Here is a 21,638-nt window from a genome sequence, read left to right as displayed (position 1 = left end):
CTAGGTGAGTTGTTCGCTAGTTTTTCCAAATCTTCGTTCTCTGTTCTGGTAATTTTTAATGGCTTCCAATAAATGCTGTTCCGAAAAATCCGGCCAAAATACATCAATAAAATACAATTCCGCATATGCAATTTGCCATAGTAAGAAATTACTGATCCTATGCTCTCCACTGGTACGGATCAACAAGTCTACATCTGGTAAATTTTGCGTGTAAAGATGGTTATTAATAATGGTTTCGTCAATATTTTCGGGAGAAATTATATTATTTTTAACTTTGACACATATCTGTTGTACGGCATTTTTTATCTCTTCCCGAGACCCATAACTAAGGGCAAGCGTCAAGGTCATACCGGTATTGGCACTAGTTTTCTCCATTACATCCAACAATTCCTTATGCGCACTATTTGGTAAGGAAGCTATATTACCAATGGTATTTAACTTAATATTATTATTATTCAAGGTTTTCAGTTCCTTTTTAAGAGAAGAAACCAATAACCGCATTAAAGTATCCACTTCCAATTTGGGCCTGTTCCAATTCTCGGTGGAAAAAGTGTACAAAGTAAGAAACTCCAAACCAATTCTAGCACAGTCCTCCACAGTTCTTCTAACGGTCTTCACCCCTTGCTCATGGCCAAAGACCCTTAATTTTCCTTTTTCTTTTGCCCATCTACCATTACCATCCATAATTATGGCTAAGTGTCTTGGCAATGATTTCATCTTTAATTCTTCCAAACTATTATTTTTAACACTACTGAAAACAATCCTGGCAAGGTTTTCTTCCAAAGGTATACGTTAGCGTAACCCCGGAGAACACATACCAATCATCACTAAAAATATTTCCAAATCTAAATTCTTCATAATTGGAACCTTCAGGATTACTGGCATCCAAATTATCCGTAAAGGTATATCTGGCCCCTATTTCAGCTCCAACAATAAAAAACTGACTAATTCTTAATTTAGCTCCGACCGTCATAGGCACAGCAAATGATCCATCTTTCTGTCCAACATCCTGCAATTGCGCCGCATCAAAATAATGGTATCCATATCTAAAATATGTAACACCAGTATATAGATATGGTGTAAAGGCCGGTCCCAAACGATGTAAATTATATTCCACAAAATTAAACTCCAAACCTGCGGAAGCCTCCAGAACATTATTGTCCATTATAAAATTCCGTTGTTGTCGGGACGGTATGTCCGATTTGGAATCATCCGCTGTAAATTCTCCATAAATAATACTGGCCCTCCAAGCATAGCGTTTACTCTTGTTCCATTTAAACAAACCACCAAATGCAGGACCCGAAGGTAAAATAAAATTAGACCTTCCAACATCCCCAATATTATTGGTTCCACCCGCAAATAGGCCAATCTCGTATGTTTGTCCCTTTATTTCATTAAAAATGAAAAGAAGAATTGCCGCAAAAAATAACCTCATTATTTATAAAAGTTTGCAAATATAACAATTTCAGCAGTTTAGACTAGTAAATTATTACATTCATGTTCTCACTTGATAAACAGATTTTGTTCCTTTTTATTGTCGCCCAAAAACAATCAATTACGCTTGTCTTCGCCCCACAATAATTTATTTCGTAGTGTTTTTAGAAAACTTTCGGAAGTATATTCGATCATTTTAATGGTAAATGGAGCTTTTTTAATAAAAATCTCCTTGCCGCTGGCCACGGTAGCTATCCTGGAATCCAAAGACACCAAATGACTTTCTTCCCTCCCGGAAACCTTGAGCCTAATAACGGTATCATCCGAAATTACCAAAGGTCTTGCATTTAGGTTATGGGGTGCAATAGGAGTAAGTATCAATGATTTTGCAGTAGGGGCAATTACAGGACCACCACAGCTAAGTGAATACCCGGTAGATCCGGTGGGCGTTGCCACAATTAACCCATCTGCCCAATAGGATGTTAGGTATTCATCGTTCAAATGTGTTTCTACAGTAATCATGGAAGTGGTATCCTTCCTGCTCACCGTAATCTCATTCAACGCAAAGTTCAATATCTTAAATTCAGGAATATCGGATTGTGCACTTACCTCCACCAGACTGCGCTCTACAATGGTATATGCCCCCGAAACGAATTCCTTTACTACCTTGCGCACATCTTCTTTTCTAAATGTGGATAAAAATCCCAGTCTGCCCGTATTTACTCCTACAATAGGTATTCCTAGGTCACGAACATAGGTCGTAGCCCTTAAGATGGTGCCATCGCCACCAAAACTCACAAACATATCAAAATGGGCGTCAAGGCCATTAGAGTCCGTAAATATGGAGAATTCGCCCACATTACGTTTGGCCATAATTAAACTGTAAAACTCTTTTTCAAAGTAGATTTCAGCATTTTCTTTATGAAGTTCATCCAATAACTCCACAATGTAATCCAAAACGTTATTCTGGCAAGTAAGTCCGTAAATGGCAACTTTCATAGGAGTTAAACATTTAGATATTTATCCAAATAATCAGATCTCTGTTTTAAATCCTCTATAAATTGATCGTCGTTATTACCGTAAAGTATGGTGTAGTTATACCTTCTGAAAGACTGTATAATTTCATTTAAATGTGTTGTACCTATTTTAATAGTGATCTGAATAACGTCGTTTCGGATATCCGTAATAAACCCGCCAATCAATTTAACATTGTTACTTTCCACTATTTGGGCAATTTCGCTAAAGGAGTAATCCTTTAAACCCTTTGCCAAGACGAGGATTCCACCTGGTTCTGTAAAAAATGGCGTATCTATAAACTCATCAACAATATCTATAAGGTCGTAATACCCTAAAACAAGGCCATTATCATCCAAGACGGGCAAAAGGTTTGCCTCGTTCTTTGAAAATATTTCCAGGACATCCAGCCAAGAAGTTTCCTTTCTAACAAAAAAAGTTTCCAGGTTATATCGATAATCCTCTATCCTCTTGTCCTTTTCATAATTATCAAGATCATTTTCACCCAAAACCCCAATAAAAACATTCCCTTCTACCACTGCAACATGGGAATAGGTAGATTCATTAAAGAATTTGATCACTTTTTTCAAGGAATCACCCACTTTAAAAATCGGCAATGTGACAATTATGTTGTTTTGAATGTTCATAACTTCATATTATAACGCAAAATACTAATAAAAATTTCTAAGAACCCGAATCTTCCAAAGTATTATTTACAAAAAGACCTAGCTTTTGCGAGCTGTTAAAAAACAATCCCGATAAATTATCAATACTCCAAAACCTTTCTATTCCAAAAGCCCTCAAAAACCACTTAAACCCAGTTGTCTATATTTTTTCACAATGGTTTAACCGAGCTTGAAAAACGAATTCTTCATAATAAAAACAGCAAAAGGTATGCCTAATTTGTATTTTTGCTTTTTAAACATACCAAAATCCTATGACAAAGCTTAGCGTTAATGTAAATAAAATTGCAACATTAAGAAATTCACGTGGAGGAAATGTACCCGACCTGTTAAAAGTAGCCAAAGATATTGAAGATTTTGGAGCTGAAGGCATCACCATACACCCAAGACCTGATGAAAGACATATAAAATACCAAGATGCAAGGGACTTAAAGAAATTGGTCCGCACCGAATTCAACATAGAAGGAAATCCCATACAATCTTTTATGGATTTGGTTTTGGAGGTAAAACCCACACAAGTCACCCTAGTCCCCGATGCTGTTAACGCCATTACGTCCAACGCCGGATGGGACACCATAAAACACAGGGATTTTCTAAAGGAAGCAATATCCACGTTTAAAGACAACGGAATAAGAACTTCTATTTTTGTGGACGCCAATATTGAAATGGTCAAAGGTGCCGCATTGACAGGTGCCGACCGCATTGAACTATATACCGAAAGCTATGCACACGAATATGCCAAAGGAAACAAGAAGGGGGTTGTAGCTTTTACGGAAGCTGCCAAAACAGCCCATCAATTAGGATTGGGCATAAATGCAGGACACGACCTTAGTTTGGATAACATAAAATATTTCAAAGAAAACATACCCCACTTGCTGGAAGTTTCCATTGGTCATGCCCTAATATGCGAATCCCTGTATCTAGGCCTGGAAAATGTAATTAATATGTACCTAAACAAATTAAAATAATGCCGGTATTGCATTCCAATATTTTAGGGGAAGGACAACCTATTATTATACTACATGGTTTTTTGGGCATGTCCGACAATTGGAAATCCATGGGCTCCAAATATGCCGAAGAAGGCTTTCAAGTACACTTACTGGATTTGCGCAACCATGGAAAAAGTTTTCACTCCACCGAGTTCAATTATGATTTATTGGCAGAAGATGTAAAACATTACATGGACTACCACCATTTGGGAGACGCCATTATTCTTGGACATTCCATGGGAGGAAAAACGGCCATGCTTTTCGCCTGCCGCTATCCCCAATTAACAAAAAAGTTAATTGTAGCAGATATTGCCCCCAAATTTTATCCACCCCATCACCAGGATATAATTAACGGTCTAAACGCCTTGGATATTAAAAATATTAGCTCTCGAAATGACGCGGATGAACAATTGTCCAAATACATCAAAAACGTAGGGATCCGTCAGTTTTTGCTAAAGAATTTGTATTGGGCAGAAAAGGGGGTATTGGGTTTCCGCTTCAATCTTGAAGTTTTAAGTGAAAAAATGGAAGAAATTGGCGAAAATATAGGATCTACGGACACTTACACAGGACCAACACTTTTTTTAAGGGGAGACAGATCGGAGTATATTACCCCAAATGATTTATCGGTTATAAAAAGGCATTTCCCTTTGGCCACGGTCGAAACAATAGACAAGGCCGGACACTGGCTTCATGCGGAGAATCCAACCCAATTTTTTGAAAAATCTATTCTATTTATCAAATAGACAATTCCTTTTTTACTTAATAAAATTTGCAGGGAAATTCTATACCCATTCGTAAAAACCATGAATATTACCCCCTCAACAGACAAAATAATTGTTTACTTTTAAAGGGATAATTTCATTGAAAAAACATTCCATTAACCAAAAAAAGTAAAACATGAACCTGATTTTAAGAATTCTCCTGAGTGCCATAGCAGTGGTTATTTTAGCAAAAATACTGCCCGGGGTGGGTGTGGACTCGTATACCACCGCCATTATTGTAGCCATTGTTCTAAGTTTGCTGAATTTTATTGTAAAACCCATCCTGGTCATCCTAACCTTGCCGGTCACTATCCTTACCTTAGGGTTGTTCCTGCTCATAATCAACGCTATAATTATCCTTTTGGGCGACTACTTTATTGATGGCTTTCATGTAAATAATATTTGGTGGGCATTGCTTTTTAGCCTTTTGCTTTCCTTTCTGCAATCTATATTTTATTCATTTCTAAATGATGACAAAAATATCTAGGGTACCTTTTTGACATTCAGTAATTTAAAAACTTGTTGGAGATTAGAAAATGTACTACTTTTGCATCCCATTTTATTTTAGTAAAATTAGATATAGAAATGAACATCACTAAAGAGCAGATTGACGAATTAAATGCAGTAGTAAAAGTTGCGGTAACCAAGGACGATTACTTCGATAAGGTAGAAACAATCTTAAAGGACTACAGAAAACAAGCAAATATACCAGGTTTCAGAAAAGGTCAGGTGCCCATGGGATTGATCAAGAAACAATACGGAAAAGCCGTTTTGGTAGATGAGGTAAACAAACTGTTACAAGACAATCTCAACAAATATCTTACAGAAGAAAAATTGGATGTTCTAGGAAATCCACTTCCAAAACAACAGGACAACTTTAACTGGGATTCTGAAGAATTTGCATTTGAATTTGAATTGGGACTTGCCCCTAATTTCAATGTAGACCTTAAGTCGAAAAAAGCCATAACGCACTACAAAATTGTTGCCGACAAAAAAATGGTCGATGAGCAGGTGGAGCGTATTCAAAAGCAATACGGAAAATTGATCAACAAGACCGAAGTTGGAAAAAAGGATGATGTAAACGGTGTTTTTAAGAACGAGGCAGAGGAAATAGACAATAAGACGGTAATCGAGATCGAAAAAATAAAAAGCAAAAAAGCATTGGACAGTCTTTTGGGCAAAAAAGTGGGCGATGTAGTTACCTTAAACACAAAGGGATTGTTCAAAGAGGATTATTTATTGGGCAGTTCTTTGGGTATCGATGGTGAAAAATCCGAAAAATTAGATATCGAAGTTACTTTCACCATTGAGGAAATTAACGAAAAAGAACCAGCAAAATTGGATCAGGAACTTTTCGACAAGTTGTTCGGGAAGGATGTTGTTACCTCTGAAAAAGAGCTTAAAGAACGAATCAAGGAAGATTCGGAAAAGCAATTTGAGCAACAGTCCGATCAGAAATTATTAAATGATGTTACAGAACATTTTATAGACAACATCAAATTTGACCTTCCTACGGAATTTTTGACCAAATGGATTCAGATGACCGGGGAAAAACAATTGACCGAGGAAGAAGCGAACGAAGAATTTGAAAAATCGGAAAAAGGCCTGCGTTACCAACTAATTGAAGGCAAGATTATTCAAGAAAACGGTATTCAGATACAGTTTGATGAGCTAAAAGAATTTGCAAAAGGCTTTATTAAGCAACAAATGGCGCAATTTGGTCAGTTGGACCCTAAAGAGGAGGAGTTGGATAATATTGCCGCAAGGGTACTTTCCAACCAAGATGAGGTAAAACGTCTTTCAGAACAATTGATGAGCCAAAAGCTTTTGACCCTTTATAAGGAAAAGGCAAATTTAAAAACGAAAGAAGTTACTTACGAAGACTTTGTTAAGGAAGTATACGGGTAATTCAAATTAGTTGAACCTTACATTTTAAATACGCTTCGATAGGAGCCAATAAAATAAAGTTTCACTAAAAATAAGTATATTTACAGTGTCGAAGAGTTGATTTTCGACACTTTTTTTATCTTATAAAACTATTGATTAAAATATGGATTACGGGAAAGAATTCAAAAACTATGCTATTAAACATCAGGGAATAAATAGCATGTATTACGATACTATTTTAAGTAGTATGTACCCCACCAACCTTACTCCAAACATTATTGAAGAAAGACAGCTAAATGCAGTAGCAATGGATGTTTTTTCGCGATTAATGATGGACCGGATCATTTTTCTCGGAACAGGGATCAATGACCAAGTTGCCAACATTGTACAAGCACAGTTATTATTTTTGGAAAGCACGGATGCTTCCAAGGACATACAGATATATATCAATTCCCCAGGTGGAAGTGTTTATGCCGGTTTGGGAATCTATGACACCATGCAGTTCATTAAACCCGATGTGGCTACCATATGCACAGGAATGGCTGCCTCTATGGGAGCCGTACTCCTATGTGCCGGAGCAAAAGGAAAGCGTAGTGGACTGACCCATTCCAGGGTAATGATCCATCAACCACTTGGCGGCGCACAGGGCCAGGCCAGTGATATTGAAATTACAGCCAGAGAGATCCTAAAACTTAAAGACGAATTGTACCAAATCATTGCACAACATTCTGGACAACCCCTTGAAAAAGTAAGTGACGATAGTGATAGGGATTACTGGATGAAAGCAGACGAAGCCAAGGAATATGGCATGATCGATGAGATCTTGGTAAGGGATAAGGACTAGAGACGACTAAAAGATTCGAAAAATCCGGGTTCCATTCTGTACGGATGCACCAAAGTGTGGATTATTTCGTTACTATTATTGAAAGTGATAAAATGATATGGCAAAAGAAAATTTAGAATGCTCTTTTTGTGGTAGAAAGAAACCAGAAACCAATCTATTGATTGCAGGTCTTGATGCGCATATATGCGATCGTTGTATAGAGCAGGCACACGGTATTGTCGCCGAAGAATCCAAACAGACCAAAAACAATGATCTTTCCTCCGAATTAACATTGAAGAAACCTTTGGAAATAAAGGAATTTTTGGACACCTATATTATTGGCCAGGACCGTACCAAAAAAGTAATGTCCGTTGCTGTGTACAACCATTACAAAAGACTTCTACAACCAAAAAGCAAGGAAGACGATATAGAGATCCAAAAGAGTAATATTGTAATGGTAGGCCAAACCGGGACCGGAAAGACCCTTATGGCTAAAACCATTGCCAAGATGCTCAATGTACCTTTGGCCATTGTTGACGCTACCGTACTTACTGAAGCCGGTTATGTTGGGGAGGATGTAGAAAGTATACTTACCCGCCTATTGCAGGCAGCAGATTACAATTTGGAAAAGGCAGAACGCGGTATCGTCTTTATAGATGAAATTGATAAGATTGCACGTAAGAGCGACAATCCTTCAATTACTCGCGATGTATCAGGGGAAGGAGTTCAACAAGGACTTCTTAAACTATTGGAAGGAACAGTGGTTAATGTTCCGCCCAAAGGAGGTAGAAAGCACCCAGATCAAAAATTTATAGAAGTAAATACAGAAAATATTCTATTCATTGCCGGAGGTGCCTTTGATGGAATTGAAAGGCATATCACCAAAAGGCTGAACATGCAGGCCGTAGGCTATAGCGCATCCAAAGCTGAAGAAAAGGTAGACAACGAAAATATTCTACAATACATTGTACCTAAGGATTTAAAGGACTTTGGATTAATACCGGAGATTATTGGTAGACTACCTGTACTCACCCATATGAATCCATTGGACAAGGAAACCCTAAGGGCCATTTTAACAGAGCCCAAGAACGCCATAATTAAACAATATGAAAAATTGTTTAAGATGGATGGAATTTCCTTTAAGATTACGGAACAGGCGTTGGACTATATTGTAGAAAAGGCCATAGAATATAAGTTGGGAGCAAGAGGTTTGCGCTCCTTATGTGAAGCCATTTTCACAGACGCAATGTTCGAATTCCCAAGTTCTAACGAAAAGGAGTTTAAGGTAACAAAACCTTATGCCGAAGAGAAATTATCCTTTGAAACCATTAAAAAGTTAAAAGCAGTCTCTTAAGACTGCTTTTAACTTTTATAAAACCTATAAATTGTTTTCCATAAATAAGATGGAAACGCAGGTGTTAAGCTACATATTGTTTTTGCATAACCTTGGCCAATAAATCTTGGCAGACCTTGCTGATAATTTTCTCATCGGTGTAGAGTTCATGCCCAAAACCCTTCACAACTTCAACATCTACACCAATTTGATCAGACCATGTAGATAATGGCCTAAACTCATCATTTTGTCCATAAAGCAGTTTAATACCCGCTGCTGCCGGCCTCTCGCTCTCAAAACGCAATCTGGTACTGGAAGTAGTATATAACGATTTTAAGGGCAAGCCTTTAAGCGCAGCTTTCCAGGCTATGGAACCACCAATACCAAAAGTCAAATAATGACTGGGCTCCGTTTCCTTTTTAAGCAAATGGGCAACCGCAGTTTCCACTCCCCCATCAATAAATTCCTTGTGGATATTTTCAGGAGAATTTACCTCCAAACTTATATTTGCCAAATGCTGACAATCATAAAAGGTAATATCATAATATTGTTGCAAATAACCCAAATAGGAGGTAATCCATAGCCCTTTTTTAGAACCCCACATATCTGATAATATCACTAATCTGTTCGCCATAATAAAAAGTATAAATTGTTAAAGGGAAACATTTAATACCTCTAAATTGAACATATTGACCGTTTTAATCACATTTATTTGTTCATCTGAAGCAATTCCTCGATATAATCCCTTTTATTGGACAATCTTGGAATTTTATGCTGCCCTCCCAACTTATCTTTTGATTTTAGCCAGTCATAGAATAGGTTTTCCCTGGCAATATGTACTTTGGGAAGTTTTAAAGTAATGTTGTTATAACGCTTGGCCTCATAATCAGAATTCAAGGATTTTAGTGCATTATCTAGAATTTCGGTAAAATAAGCCAGTTCTTCGGGAGCCTTTCTAAACTCTATTATCCACTCATGGGCACCTTTTTCCTTGCCTTCCATAAATATCGGCGCCACCGTATAGTCCTTTATTTCGGACCCCGTTTTTTTACAAATGGTCTTCAAGGCTTCTTCAGCATTTTCTATGATCAACTCTTCCCCGAATACATTAATATGATGTTTGGTTCTTCCGGTAATCTTGATCCTATAGGGATTGGTAGAGGTAAACCTCACCGTATCACCTATTTTATACCTCCACAGACCCGCATTGGTAGTAATTATTACCGCATAGTTCCTATCCACCTTCACATTCCATAACGGCAAGGTGATCTGCTCACTTGTACCGTAAGTTTCCATAGGAATAAATTCATAGAAAATTCCATAATCCAGCATCAGTAAAAGATCGTCCGCATTATTTCTATCCTGAATGGCAAAAAATCCTTCGGAAGCATTGTAGATTTCATAGTAATTAAAGTTTTTGCGCGGTAAGAGCCTGGAATATTGATCCTTATAGGGGTTAAAGCTTACCCCTCCATGAAAATATACTTCCAAATTTTCCCAAACCGTAAAAAGGTGCTCCTTTCCTGTTTGCTCCAGGACATTATTTAGGAGCACTAACATCCATGATGGCACTCCGGCCAAGCTGGTTACGTTTTCCTGAACACTTTCCCGGATGATGGCCTGTAACTTAGTCTCCCATTCGCTCATTAGGGACACCTTGTTACTAGGGGTACTACTCAGTTCTGCCCAGAAAGGCATATTATCTATAAGAATGGCAGAGAGATCACCAAAAACAGTACCATTATCCTGATAGAGTTCCTTACTCCCGCCCAATCGCAAGCTCTTGCCCGTAAACAACTGCGAGTTTTCATTGTTGTTTAAATATAGACAGAGCAGATCCTTACTGGATTTATAATGGCAATCCTCCAAAGCCTCGGAACTAACGGGTATAAACTTGCTCTTAGCATTTGTAGTACCACTACTCTTAGCGAACCACTTAATGGTTGTGGGCCAAAAGATATTTTGCTCCCCCCTTCTAGAACGCTCTATCATAGGTTCCACCTCCTCATAGGAGACTATAGGTACCCGCTCTGCAAAGGTTTCATAACTGGCAATAGATTCAAAATCGTACTTCCTTCCCATTTCGGTATCCTCGGCAAAGGACAATAACTGGTGCAACACCTCATCCTGCACCTCCTCAGGGTACTTTAAAAAAAGTTCAATCTGATGATATCGCTTTTTCAACAGCCAAGAAGCAATGGAATTGAATAATGTTATTGGCATTTTTAGGTATCTTTATCGCTGTTTAAAGCAGGGTTTTGAGCTAAGTGCCTGTTATAGAATTTATGAATGCTTTTTTTATGCCTGTTTTTGCACAATATCTTGTAAAATTTACAACACTAGCCGTTGCTAGGATTATAAATTTACCTTAAAAAAGTATCAAAAATGACATATAAAAATTATAACTATAAATTCCTAAACAAGCTCTAAATTAAATCGGCTAAAAATAGCTTTAATTGAATTCATATTCAAATTGATTTTACGTTAAGCAGAAAAAATATGCAGTATCAAGGAGTTTTAAGAAAAATGCAAACCGAACTGGCAGATCCCATTCAATATTACCTAATATTTGATGGTGACTTTTTAAATCTGAACCAGGTATTGAACAAGGAACTTACAATTTCCTTTATAAAATATCAATGTCTAAATTGCGGGGAAGATCGCCCAATTTTCAGACAAGGTTTCTGCAGAACCTGCTTTTATGAAATTCCTACAGCCGGGGATTGGATCATGAGGCCGGAATTAAGTACGGCACATCTGGGCAAGGAAGACCGTGATCTAGAATATGAAAAAAAGGTTCAGTTACAGCCGCACATCGTTTATCTTGCCAATTCCAGCAATATCAAAGTAGGCGTAACACGCAAATCGCAGGTACCCACTAGATGGATAGACCAAGGTGCCCATGAGGCTATAGAAATTGTTGAAGTCCCCAATCGTTATTTGGCCGGTGTTACGGAGGTTGCTTTAAAGGAGCACATCGGTGACAAGACCAACTGGCGTAAAATGTTGACCAACAATGTAGATGATGAAGACCTTGTGGAATATAGAAATAAATTAAAAAAATACATTCCGGAAGAGGCGGCCACATATTATATAGAGAGCAATACAGAGACCCATCTAGAATTTCCCGTGCTACAATACCCTCAAAAAGTAAAAAGTCTTAACCTGGACAAAACACCAACCTATAGCGGAGTCTTAAAAGGCATAAAAGGGCAATATCTAATTTTTGAAGACAGTACGGTCTTTAATGTCAGGGGAAGTGAAGGATACGTTGTTAGTTTGGAAGTGAAGTAGATCATATACGTGGAAAACATTGATTTTCATGCCATTTATCATTAAATTGTCCTTGTAGTTGGATTACCCCAAAATTACCAATTGGGATAAGAAGGCTGGTTTATTCAATCCCTATTCCTTATCGGTTTAGACCCTTAAACCTAAACTCATAATAATTTATTTCCAATTAATACAATGGCACCAAATATGAGTAATGAACACATTCCCACCTTATCCAAGGACCAAAGCCCAATTTCTATTTTTTGGTTTAGAAGAGACCTTCGAATAGAAGATAACACGGCACTGGCAGAAGCATTGGGCAAGGACATCACCGTTTTGCCCATATTTATTTATGATCGCCTTATTTTAAACGAATTGCCCGAAGATGACGCCAGAGTAAATTTCATCCGTCAAACAATTCTTAAAATAAAAGAAACCTTAAAAAACCATGGCTCGGACATTTTGTGTTTGGACGGCGAACCGGTATCAATTTGGAAGGATTTGATTTCCAAATTTAATATAGTTGCCGTTTATACCAACCGTGACTACGAACCTTACGCCATTGGCAGGGATAAGGAAATTTCCGAAATGCTGGCCGAAAAGGATATCCCCTTTTTTAGTTTTAAGGATCAAGTAATATTCGAGGAAAACGAAATTGTAAAAGGCGATGAAGAACCCTATACGGTTTTTACGCCCTATAAGAATAAATGGCTCGCGAAATTTGAGGAGGAAAATAACATATCACTTAGGACCCCCAAACTGGACAACCTTATTAAAGGAGATTACCCATACTTATCTTTGGAAAATATCGGTTTTAAAAAATCGGATATTGAGGTACAGGACTTTGACCTGACCCAATTACATCTTTATGCGGACCAAAGGGATTTCCCGTACGAAGACATCACCAGTCACCTCAGTCCCCATTTAAGATTTGGAACCATAAGCGTAAGACAGGTAATTGCCCAGATTGATAAAAAGCATGCCGTTTTTTTAAGTGAACTCATTTGGAGGGAATTCTTTATGCAAATTCTATTTCATTTTCCCCATGTTGTAACCCAAAATTTCAGATCCAAATATGATGGTATCCAATGGAGGAACAACAAGGAAGAGTTTAGACTTTGGTGTGAAGGAAAAACGGGATATCCCATGGTGGATGCCGGCATGAGGCAGCTTAACAAAACCGGTTTTATGCACAATCGGGTACGGATGATTACTGCCGGCTTTCTCTGCAAACATTTATTGATAGACTGGACGTGGGGAGAAAGTTATTTTGCCAAAAAATTATTGGATTATGAATTATCCTCCAACAATGGAAACTGGCAATGGGCTGCCGGAACAGGATGTGATGCAGCTCCCTACTTTAGAATTTTCAACCCCTTATCACAGCAAAAAAAGTTTGACAAGGATTATAAGTATGTAAGAAAGTGGATTCCTGAATTTGACTCCTTTGAATACCCAGACCCAATAGTTGAGCACAAATTTGCCAGGGAAAGAGCATTGAAAGCGTATAAAATTGGAATTGATTCCTAAAAACAAAAGCAGTTTCCCAAATCTTTAAATCCCCTTAAATGATTTTTTTGATTTAGCGTTAACCATGGTTATGGAGTTTAGCTCGTTTAAACGAGGATAAAGTGAACCTTTCTGGAAAAGAGAGAGTCTAAATTTAATTTTGTCTGAAGTATTTTTTGGGCACCAGCAGCATCCCGAAACATTCCCCTTCTTCCTTGCCCATATTTTTATGATGAATTTTGTGTGCCTTCCTTAACCCCAGCAAATACCTGTTCTTGATGTTTTTAAACCATTTAAATCTTTGGTGAATTAATACATCATGAACCAAAAAATATGCCATACCATAAAATAGGATCCCCAGACCAATAAAGAATAAATAGTTAAGGGCTGGGGTTACTCCGAAATAAAAAAGCGCAATACTTGGAATGGCAAAAATCACGAAAAAGGCATCGTTTTTTTCAAAAACATGGGGGTACTTAGGTTCATGGTGGTCGGCATGCAAAACCCACAAAAAACCGTGCATCACAAATTTGTGGGTACACCAGGTTACCACTTCCATCACTATAAAAGTCAACACAGTTGTAAGAATATACAATACTATTTCCATTTGCCTTTTTTTAATATCACTCATTTCTTATTTAAGGATTTTGTTCCAATCTGAGACTAAAGGAAAGTCCTTATACTTAATGACTAAACTACTTATCCCTAGAAACACAATACCTAAAGGAGGTGATTTCGATTGATTTTTAATTGTTAATAGGTTGTTTGGGGTAATGTTGTCCGGTCGATCCTGCCTTCCGCAGGCAGGCGCATCCCGATAGTTATCGGGAGAGACTTCAATTTAAAAATATAACTGCCTAAAACCTCTCGACTGCGCTCGAGGAGACAAAAACATTGATTTTAATTAATTGACAATCAATTATTTGCATTAAAATTAAAATCGAGCTCAAGTTAAATAGCGTTTAACTTGTACCTCACATAGCCCTTGGCCAATATCACCATTTTCATAGGATTGGATATATGAATTCTGCCGCTCAGTATTTTTTCGGATTTGGTGTTTTTTAGTTTTTTCAGCAGGTTGGAATAATACTTATAGGCAATATAGACCCCTAACCTACTTTCTATAGGTAATTGAACCAAACCTTTATAGGCTTTTTTAAAGTCCTCCTCAATTTCTGTGATGATTTCCCTTTTTACCTCATCGGTCAATTCCTTTTGCTGTACATTGGGAAAATAGGACCTGCCCAAACTTTCAAGATCCTGTTTTATATCCCTCAAAAAATTTACCTTTTGAAAGGCGGAGCCCAGGTATTTTGCCGAAGATTGAAGGGAATTGAATTTCTCGTCATCATTGTCTACAAAAACCCTTAAACACATGAGACCCACCACATCGGCCGATCCATAGATATAATTTTCGTAAGCCTCCTTGGTCGTATATTCAGAAACCTCAAGATCATACTTCATACGTTCCAAAAAAACATCGGCGTATTCATAAAGTTCATATTTATGCACTACCTCCTGAAACGAATTTATAATAGGATTTAAACTAATTTTTCTTTTTAAGGAAAGTTTATATTCTTTGATAAATTCCGTTAGTAATTCTTCTTGATCATAATCGTGAAAGGAATCCACAATCTCATCAGCATACCTAACAAAACCATAAATGGCGTAGATTACCGGTCTTATTTTAGGCGAAAACAGCCTAATACCCAAAGAAAAGGAAGTACTATAGGTATGGGTAACCAATTTACTACATTTTATACTGGAAGAATCGAAGAGCGCTTTCAAAATTTAAGATATTTAATTTTTAAATAATACCAATATGATAAAGAATAAAGTGAAACTGACGACCATTTAATGGCCGTCAGTCTCGGTAACCAAAATAAAGCACTAACCCTAATCTTAATGCAATAGGGCATCTATTGCCTCTTGTGGTAACAATACTTTATCAATTACATGTACTACTCCGTTACTAGCAGCGATATCAGCTGGTGCTACAGCTGCGTCCACATCGGTTTTATCCTGAATGAACACCCCACCTGTTAAGTTAACAGTTACGGATTCGCCCTGGGCGGTCTCTACCATTTGTCCATTGGACAGATCTGTGGAATAGGCCGCTGTTCCGGCAATTACGTGATATTTTAAAATCTGTGCCAACAATGCTTTTTCCTCGGGAGTATCGAAATCGCCCAAACCGTTGTAATCATCACCCAATGCATCCAATAGGGCAGCAAAGGCGGTATCGGTAGGTGCGAACACTGTAAAGGGACCTTCTGTCTGTAACAGGTCTACCAAACCGGCATCTGCCTGTACCAATGCTCCTACCAAAATAGATAGAAATTCGGTGTCCATTGCCAATTCCACAATATTTGGTGTTGGTGGCATTAGAGCATCCAATGCCTCCTGTGGCAATAATACTTTATCAATTACATGTACTACTCCATTACTAGCAGCGATATCAGCTGGTGCTACAGTTGCGTCCACATCGGTTTTATCCTGAATGAACACCCCACCTGTTAAATTAACAGTTACAGATTCACCCTGGGCAGTCTCTACCATTTGTCCATTGGACAGATCTGTGGAATAGGCCGCTGTTCCAGCAACTACGTGATATTTTAAAATCTGCGCCAACAATGCTTTTTCCTCAGTAGTATCAAAATCGGCCAAGCTGTTGTAATCATCACCCAATGCTTCCAACAAGGCTGCAAAGGCAGTATCGGTAGGTGCGAACACTGTAAAAGGACCATCTGTCTGTAACAGGTCTACCAAACCGGCATCGGCCTGTACCAAAGCTCCTACCAAAATAGATAGAAAATCGGTGTCCATTGCCAATTCCACAATATTTGGTGTTGGTGGCATTAGAGCATCCAATGCCTCCTGTGGCAATAATACTTTATCAATTACATGTACTACTCCATTACTAGCAGCGATATCAGCTGGTGCTACAGTTGCGTCCACATCGGTTTTATCCTGAATAAAAACTCCACCAGTCAAACTTACCGTTACGGATTCTCCCTGGGCGGTCTCTATCATTTGTTCATTGGACAAATCTCCCGAAAAGGCTGCAGTTCCGGCAACTACGTGATATTTTAAAATCTGTGCCAACAACGCTTTTTCTTCAGTAGTGTCAAAATCGGCCAAGCTGTTGTAATCATCACCCAAAGCATCCAATAGGGCCGCAAAGGCGGTATCGGTAGGTGCGAACACTGTAAAGGGACCATCTGTCTGTAACAGGTCTACCAAACCGGCATCGGCCTGTACAAGAGCTCCAACTAAAAGTGATAAAAAGTCTGTGTCCATTGCCAATTCTACTATGTTCGGCATTGGTTCTGGGTTTAGGGCATCCAAAACTTCCTGAGGGATCAAAACTTTATCTATAACATGCACTATACCATTGGAAGCCGAAACATCCGCAGGCCCCACTTTTGCATCCGTATCGGTCGGATCTTGAATATAAACATCGCCGTCAATTCTGACAGTAATTTTTTCACCTTGCAGAGTGGTAAATTCTTGACCATTGGTCAAAGAACTGGAAGTAGCTGCTGCTCCAACTACTACGTGGTACTTCAAAATAGCAGCAAGGATCTCCCTTTTCTCAGGAGTATCAAAGTCGCTTAAACTATCAAATCCATCCAGACTGGCCAATAGCGCAGTAAAAGCACCATTGGTCGGTGCAAAAACCGTAAAGGGACCATTGCCGCTCAATGCTCCTATCAAATCTGAATCTGCGTTTTCATCCGCCTTTGCCAAAGCAGCAACCAAGCTACTTAAAATGTCCGTGTCCTGAGCTGTTTCCACAATGGTCTTCAAAGTGGGCTCATCAATTATGTCATTGTCATCGTCATTACTACATGATACAACAAATAACATAGAACTGAATAATGCTAAAAAATAAATGCCAATTCTTTTCATGTCTAATTATTTTAGGTTAATACTTTGACAAATATAAACATTTAATTTCTTTGTCCAACTTTTTTGTATAAATTTTTAGACAAAAACATTTAAAAGCCTCCTCCTCTGAAATATTTGTTTAACTTTACCCTGTAATTTATTAGACAGCAATATGAGCAGATATTCCATGGCGCAGGTAGTTTCACTAACAGGTATCAATTCACATACCCTGAGAAAATGGGAAAGTAGATATGATTTTTTAGTACCGGAAAGAACAGATACCAACATCCGGTTCTATACGGATGCTCAATTAAAGAAGTTATTAAACATAAGTATACTAAGAAGTCAAGGTGTGCGTTTATCTACTATAGGCAAGATGACGGACGAGGAAATCAACAAAATGATTGAAGACGCCTTGATCGAGTCTAACCAAGACGCTGATGTGAAGGCCTTGGTATTGAGTATGATTAATTTGGATGAACAGGAATTTGACAACATTATCAAATCCCAGGTATTAAAAAATGGCATTCTAACCACCTTTACCGAGGTAATTTATCCATTTCTACATAAAGTTGGAGTTCTTTGGGGTATCAATAAAATTATGCCGGCACAGGAACATTTTGTTTCCAACCTGATCCGTCAAAAAATATGTTCGGCCATAGATTTACTACCTATTGCACCAAAGAATGCTCCAAAGATAATAATGTTCCTGGCCGAAGGCGAAAATCATGAGATTGGCCTATTATTGGCTCACTTTATTGCCAAACAACTAGGATGGAGGGTTTTTTACCTGGGACAGAATGTGCCCTATGATAATGTAAAGACCATGGCCGAGTTGGTAAACCCCAATTATCTACTAACCTTTTTTGTTACCACAACCCCTTCCGTGGTTGAAGACAAGGTTCTTAGATTATCATCGGAGACCAAAACACCACTTTTGTTCTCTGGAAGTCCAATTAATCTTGAAACTGAAAACAATGATAATATGGTAACCTACCTTAAAAGTCCCAAGGATTTAATTACAGTTTTGGAGGAAGTTATATCATCAGCTCAGGATTAGGATCCTCCCTCAGATCGGTTTAACCAATGTAACAACGATTTTAGCCATACATTAAATAGGTGCATACTACTTCCTCTGATTTAGTATGCACCCATAAATTTCCGGCCTAAAGCCAATCTAAATATTTCACTTAGGGTTTTAGACCTTCTAGAAGTTGTTTACTGCACACTATCTTTTTTCTTTTCTTCCTCCTTTTTCTTACTAAATAGTCCTCCTATAATTTTTTTAGCTACTTCTTTCTGAGCTTCCTTTTTGGCCGTAGTAGTGGAATCTGTTTTTACGGTAGAATCCGTTTTTTTTGTGGCAGCTCCCAAAAGACCTCCTATGACATCTTGGGTTTTCTCCTGGTTTTCTTTTTTGGTAGAGTCCGTAGCTTTCTGGTTTTTTGCAATAAGATCACCTATAAAATCCTTGGCCTTGTCCTTACCCTTATTGATCAATTTTTGTTTTTCGATCTCCACAAGCTGTGCCGTTAGATTTTTTATGCCAGAAGTAAGGTCTGTAGTAACTGTAGGATTGGTATAACCTCCGCCAATATTGGCAGTAACGGGGATAGTTAAATTTTCCAATGACTTTTCGTCAATCCTTGCTATAATGTTATTAATATCCTTTCCCAAATACTTGGCAGGCACTTCAATAGTAGCCGCATAGTTCAATTTTTGGTCGAAAGTGTGGCTACCGGCTATATTTATGGCAAAATCTTGATATTTAATCGTAAATGGCTTAACCTTTACCACACCGTCCTCGAACGTCAATGCCGTTTTCAAATCCTTTAAATTTAATTTTTCAAGATTCAAAAAACTTAGCTTACTATCCAGTTCACTAAGTAAAGGTGCACTTTTGGCATCAATTTGGTTGGTCATCAACTCGGCCAAAATATTACCGGAAATGGTATTTAAATTGGGAGTAAAATCATCCTTTAAACTTCCTGATATCTGTACATCTGAATTTAAAGTTCCCTGAAGAATCTTAGCTATAGGCGCCAATGTCCTAAACATTTCCAAGGCCTTGAAGGTCTCTGCTATCTTAAAACTTTCCATCCCCAATTTCATGGCAAAGGTAGGTGTAGCATCCTTGGTGGACACCTCACCGTTCAAGGCCAATTTACCATCAAATATAGAAGATGTCATATTGGTCAGAATTGCCTTCTCGTCCTTAATTCGAAGAGTTCCTTTGACATCTTTCAAGGTAAGATTGTCATAAATTACAGTGTTGGCGCTAGCATTTATGGTACAATCCAAAAAGGAAGGTATCTTTATTTTTTCCTCTGTGGATGTCGTTGGAGACCCCTTTTCTCCCCCACTGTTCCCAGTAGTTGTTTCAGCCACCATAAAATCATTAATGGCAAAAGTGTTGGACTTTAGATTGAAGTTGCCCTCGACATTTTCATTGTTGAACATAAATCCCAGTAGATTATTGATAGTCCCGGAGGCATCAAAATCGGTCTTGCCAGTTGCCCCTTCCAATTTGTTTAGGGTTACCGTGGCCGGATTAAAAGTAACCGAAGTACTTTTTAAAATAATAGGGTTGGGGAATTCATCTGACTTATATTCAAAGTCCTTTAAATTTAGGGTACCGTTGGTCTTCGTATTCTCATACTTCTTTTTTTCTATGGATGCCATATCGAAAGCAGTAGAAATATCGGCATTTAAAATTCCCTTTAAATTTAAATCGGCCGGCACCGGATAAGCTTTGGAGATATTTGCCAAATTCATCTTACCATCTATCTTGGCATTCACCTTGGTATTACCCATAAGGTCACTTATTTTGGCAACCATATTAAATTTGTCCTCGTCTATCATAAAGGATAACTTACGGATATCCACATAGGTATCTTCCGTAATACCAGTATTGTTTGAAATTTCGGTATCTATAAATACGTTTCGGACCGATTTTGGCAAATCAGGGTATTTAAAGGAGGCGTTATCAGAATTTATATCGATTTTGAACTGGGGAATGTGATCATCATCCACAATCCCTTTAAATTCACCGGCAACGGTAAAGTTTCCAGTTGTGGACACCTGTGCAATATCCTTGGAATAAGCCTCTGGAATAACTGCCAAAAAGTTTTTAAAGTCGGAAGAAGGCGTTTTAAAGCTAATATTTACCTCCTGGTTGTCCTCATTCAATTTCACAAACCCCTCAAACACCAAGGCCAGTTGATTTACCATGGCCTCATTCTTTAAAAAGGTATACTTGCTTTCCTTTAAATCTACACCTATAAGGGCCTTTAATTGAACCGGGTTCTTGTTCAGATATTGCGTACTATCCATTACAAAAGAAACCAAACCACTGGTCTCTGTGTCGAGTTCAGAATTTTCCAAGGAAAGATCTCCCTTACCGCTATGGTTCATTTCTGTAATGGCAAAGTACATGCCACTGGAAAGGTCATCATATTTTATGGCCGCATTATTAATTGCGTAGGATTCCATGGACAAGGTAAATCCTCCTTCGGAAGAGGATGTATCCGCAGTTACGTCTGGAGAAGTTCCATCATTAATGGCAATATCATAGTTGGCATTTTCCTCCTTATCCACTTTTACATTTAACAACGGACCATCGAGGATTAAACTTTTTATTGCAATGGGCTCATTGGCATCCTTAAAGAGTTCCTTAATAGACATGTCCAAGGTTACCTTATTAGAGGCAAAAAGGGTATCGCCCTCAAAGGGAGCCTTATTTATAAGTGTTATTTTATCCAAGGTAATCGTGGCATTGGGAAAACTTCTGAAAAGAGTTAAATCGGCCTCTGAGAAATCAAAAGTAGCATTAATACTATTATTTACCTTATCCTTGATGATACCCGCAATTTTACCTTTTAAGAAAAACGGGGCGGCAATAAGTAGTAAAATCACTACCAAAAATAAACCACCAACAATCTTTAAAATTTTCTTTTTCATCTGTTACTATTTATAATATTATAAGCAATACAATCAATTTTAGGCCGGACAGGAGCAATTCACCCCTTTTATGAGCAA

The 21,638-nt window shown here is 38.0% G+C and carries 19 protein-coding genes; 9 read left to right on the top strand and 10 right to left on the bottom strand.

Features of this window, described 5'->3' with window-relative positions; genetic code table 11:
* The 4 genes from KO529_RS23110 to KO529_RS23095 form a co-directional block, all read right to left on the bottom strand.
* Nucleotides 1–717: an isoprenyl transferase gene (locus KO529_RS23110; protein ID WP_247097822.1), complete on the bottom strand. Its 717-nt coding sequence runs from the start codon at nt 715–717 to the stop codon at nt 1–3.
* A gap of 31 nt (nt 718–748) precedes the next feature.
* Nucleotides 749–1,435, bottom strand: coding sequence for a DUF6089 family protein (locus KO529_RS23105; protein WP_215950216.1), 687 nt, complete (start codon nt 1,433–1,435; stop codon nt 749–751).
* Nucleotides 1,436–1,551: 116 nt separating this feature from the next.
* Nucleotides 1,552–2,433 carry an NAD kinase gene (locus KO529_RS23100; protein WP_215950215.1) on the bottom strand — a complete coding sequence of 294 codons (882 nt, stop codon included), beginning with the start codon at nt 2,431–2,433 and terminating at the stop codon, nt 1,552–1,554.
* 5 nt (nt 2,434–2,438) lie between these two features.
* Nucleotides 2,439–3,095, bottom strand: a complete 657-nt coding sequence (locus tag KO529_RS23095) for a CBS domain-containing protein (protein ID WP_215950214.1) — start codon at nt 3,093–3,095, stop codon at nt 2,439–2,441.
* A 290-nt stretch (nt 3,096–3,385) separates the two neighbouring features.
* Here KO529_RS23095 and KO529_RS23090 point away from each other — a divergent pair, with 290 nt between their 5' ends.
* The 6 genes from KO529_RS23090 to clpX all read left to right on the top strand — a co-directional run bounded on the left by KO529_RS23090 (nt 3,386) and on the right by clpX (nt 8,948).
* Nucleotides 3,386–4,099 (top strand): pyridoxine 5'-phosphate synthase, encoded by a 714-nt coding sequence (locus KO529_RS23090; RefSeq protein WP_215950213.1) that lies wholly within the window; start codon nt 3,386–3,388, stop codon nt 4,097–4,099.
* Nucleotides 4,099–4,866 carry an alpha/beta fold hydrolase gene (locus KO529_RS23085; RefSeq protein WP_215950212.1) on the top strand — a complete coding sequence of 256 codons (768 nt, stop codon included), beginning with the start codon at nt 4,099–4,101 and terminating at the stop codon, nt 4,864–4,866. The genes KO529_RS23090 and KO529_RS23085 overlap by 1 nt, the downstream gene beginning before the upstream one ends.
* 154 nt (nt 4,867–5,020) lie before the next feature.
* Complete coding sequence (locus KO529_RS23080) at nt 5,021–5,371, top strand: phage holin family protein (protein ID WP_215950211.1); 351 nt, start codon at nt 5,021–5,023, stop codon at nt 5,369–5,371.
* Nucleotides 5,372–5,469: 98 nt separating this feature from the next.
* Complete coding sequence (gene tig, locus KO529_RS23075) at nt 5,470–6,792, top strand: trigger factor (protein ID WP_215950210.1); 1,323 nt, start codon at nt 5,470–5,472, stop codon at nt 6,790–6,792.
* Nucleotides 6,793–6,934: 142 nt separating this feature from the next.
* Nucleotides 6,935–7,615 carry an ATP-dependent Clp endopeptidase proteolytic subunit ClpP gene (gene clpP / locus KO529_RS23070; RefSeq protein ID WP_215950209.1) on the top strand — a complete coding sequence of 227 codons (681 nt, stop codon included), beginning with the start codon at nt 6,935–6,937 and terminating at the stop codon, nt 7,613–7,615.
* Nucleotides 7,616–7,712: 97 nt separating this feature from the next.
* On the top strand, nt 7,713–8,948 hold the full coding sequence (gene clpX, locus KO529_RS23065) for an ATP-dependent Clp protease ATP-binding subunit ClpX (protein ID WP_215950208.1): 1,236 nt from the start codon (nt 7,713–7,715) through the stop codon (nt 8,946–8,948).
* Between the two features lie 64 nt (nt 8,949–9,012).
* On the opposite strand, the gene KO529_RS23060 is transcribed toward clpX, so the two are convergent.
* On the bottom strand, nt 9,013–9,561 hold the full coding sequence (locus tag KO529_RS23060; protein WP_215950207.1) for a hypothetical protein: 549 nt from the start codon (nt 9,559–9,561) through the stop codon (nt 9,013–9,015).
* A 74-nt stretch (nt 9,562–9,635) separates the two neighbouring features.
* Nucleotides 9,636–11,150 carry a GH3 auxin-responsive promoter family protein gene (locus KO529_RS23055; protein ID WP_215950206.1) on the bottom strand — a complete coding sequence of 505 codons (1,515 nt, stop codon included), beginning with the start codon at nt 11,148–11,150 and terminating at the stop codon, nt 9,636–9,638.
* A 276-nt stretch (nt 11,151–11,426) separates the two neighbouring features.
* Here KO529_RS23055 and KO529_RS23050 point away from each other — a divergent pair, with 276 nt between their 5' ends.
* Nucleotides 11,427–12,221 carry a DUF2797 domain-containing protein gene (locus KO529_RS23050; protein ID WP_215950205.1) on the top strand — a complete coding sequence of 265 codons (795 nt, stop codon included), beginning with the start codon at nt 11,427–11,429 and terminating at the stop codon, nt 12,219–12,221.
* Nucleotides 12,222–12,395: 174 nt separating this feature from the next.
* On the top strand, nt 12,396–13,730 hold the full coding sequence (locus KO529_RS23045; RefSeq protein WP_252734533.1) for a cryptochrome/photolyase family protein: 1,335 nt from the start codon (nt 12,396–12,398) through the stop codon (nt 13,728–13,730).
* A gap of 133 nt (nt 13,731–13,863) precedes the next feature.
* On the opposite strand, the gene KO529_RS23040 is transcribed toward KO529_RS23045, so the two are convergent.
* From KO529_RS23040 to KO529_RS23030, 3 genes are all read right to left on the bottom strand, one after another.
* A complete protein-coding gene (locus tag KO529_RS23040) occupies nt 13,864–14,316 on the bottom strand; it encodes a sterol desaturase family protein (RefSeq protein ID WP_215950204.1) in 453 nt (150 codons plus the stop codon).
* A gap of 344 nt (nt 14,317–14,660) precedes the next feature.
* On the bottom strand, nt 14,661–15,497 hold the full coding sequence (locus KO529_RS23035) for a phytoene/squalene synthase family protein (RefSeq protein WP_215950203.1): 837 nt from the start codon (nt 15,495–15,497) through the stop codon (nt 14,661–14,663).
* A gap of 114 nt (nt 15,498–15,611) precedes the next feature.
* Complete coding sequence (locus KO529_RS23030) at nt 15,612–17,621, bottom strand: fasciclin domain-containing protein (RefSeq protein WP_215950202.1); 2,010 nt, start codon at nt 17,619–17,621, stop codon at nt 15,612–15,614.
* Nucleotides 17,622–17,772: 151 nt separating this feature from the next.
* Between KO529_RS23030 and KO529_RS23025 the strand changes: the two genes are divergently transcribed.
* Nucleotides 17,773–18,660 carry a MerR family transcriptional regulator gene (locus KO529_RS23025; RefSeq protein WP_215950201.1) on the top strand — a complete coding sequence of 296 codons (888 nt, stop codon included), beginning with the start codon at nt 17,773–17,775 and terminating at the stop codon, nt 18,658–18,660.
* 158 nt (nt 18,661–18,818) lie between these two features.
* On the opposite strand, the gene KO529_RS23020 is transcribed toward KO529_RS23025, so the two are convergent.
* Complete coding sequence (locus KO529_RS23020; RefSeq protein WP_215950200.1) at nt 18,819–21,560, bottom strand: AsmA family protein; 2,742 nt, start codon at nt 21,558–21,560, stop codon at nt 18,819–18,821.
* Between the last annotated feature and the right edge of the window lie 78 nt (nt 21,561–21,638).

The organism is Arenibacter algicola (assembly GCF_018860365.1).
In the GTDB taxonomy this organism is placed as follows: domain Bacteria; phylum Bacteroidota; class Bacteroidia; order Flavobacteriales; family Flavobacteriaceae; genus Arenibacter; species Arenibacter algicola_B.
Note: the sequence above shows the minus strand (reverse complement) of the source record. Positions and strands in the feature narration are given on the sequence as shown.

Bases quoted from the DNA above. Each gene is read 5' to 3' on its own strand.
- KO529_RS23110 (WP_247097822.1), bottom strand. From the start codon at position 717: ATGAAATCATTGCCAAGACACTTAGCCATAATTATGGATGGTAATGGT.
- KO529_RS23105 (WP_215950216.1), bottom strand. From the start codon at position 1,435: ATGAGGTTATTTTTTGCGGCAATTCTTCTTTTCATTTTTAATGAAATA.
- KO529_RS23100 (WP_215950215.1), bottom strand. From the start codon at position 2,433: ATGAAAGTTGCCATTTACGGACTTACTTGCCAGAATAACGTTTTGGAT.
- KO529_RS23095 (WP_215950214.1), bottom strand. From the start codon at position 3,095: ATGAACATTCAAAACAACATAATTGTCACATTGCCGATTTTTAAAGTG.
- KO529_RS23090 (WP_215950213.1), top strand. From the start codon at position 3,386: ATGACAAAGCTTAGCGTTAATGTAAATAAAATTGCAACATTAAGAAAT.
- KO529_RS23085 (WP_215950212.1), top strand. From the start codon at position 4,099: ATGCCGGTATTGCATTCCAATATTTTAGGGGAAGGACAACCTATTATT.
- KO529_RS23080 (WP_215950211.1), top strand. From the start codon at position 5,021: ATGAACCTGATTTTAAGAATTCTCCTGAGTGCCATAGCAGTGGTTATT.
- tig (WP_215950210.1), top strand. From the start codon at position 5,470: ATGAACATCACTAAAGAGCAGATTGACGAATTAAATGCAGTAGTAAAA.
- clpP (WP_215950209.1), top strand. From the start codon at position 6,935: ATGGATTACGGGAAAGAATTCAAAAACTATGCTATTAAACATCAGGGA.
- clpX (WP_215950208.1), top strand. From the start codon at position 7,713: ATGGCAAAAGAAAATTTAGAATGCTCTTTTTGTGGTAGAAAGAAACCA.
- KO529_RS23060 (WP_215950207.1), bottom strand. From the start codon at position 9,561: ATGGCGAACAGATTAGTGATATTATCAGATATGTGGGGTTCTAAAAAA.
- KO529_RS23055 (WP_215950206.1), bottom strand. From the start codon at position 11,150: ATGCCAATAACATTATTCAATTCCATTGCTTCTTGGCTGTTGAAAAAG.
- KO529_RS23050 (WP_215950205.1), top strand. From the start codon at position 11,427: ATGCAGTATCAAGGAGTTTTAAGAAAAATGCAAACCGAACTGGCAGAT.
- KO529_RS23045 (WP_252734533.1), top strand. From the start codon at position 12,396: ATGGCACCAAATATGAGTAATGAACACATTCCCACCTTATCCAAGGAC.
- KO529_RS23040 (WP_215950204.1), bottom strand. From the start codon at position 14,316: ATGGAAATAGTATTGTATATTCTTACAACTGTGTTGACTTTTATAGTG.
- KO529_RS23030 (WP_215950202.1), bottom strand. From the start codon at position 17,621: ATGAAAAGAATTGGCATTTATTTTTTAGCATTATTCAGTTCTATGTTA.
- KO529_RS23025 (WP_215950201.1), top strand. From the start codon at position 17,773: ATGAGCAGATATTCCATGGCGCAGGTAGTTTCACTAACAGGTATCAAT.
- KO529_RS23020 (WP_215950200.1), bottom strand. From the start codon at position 21,560: ATGAAAAAGAAAATTTTAAAGATTGTTGGTGGTTTATTTTTGGTAGTG.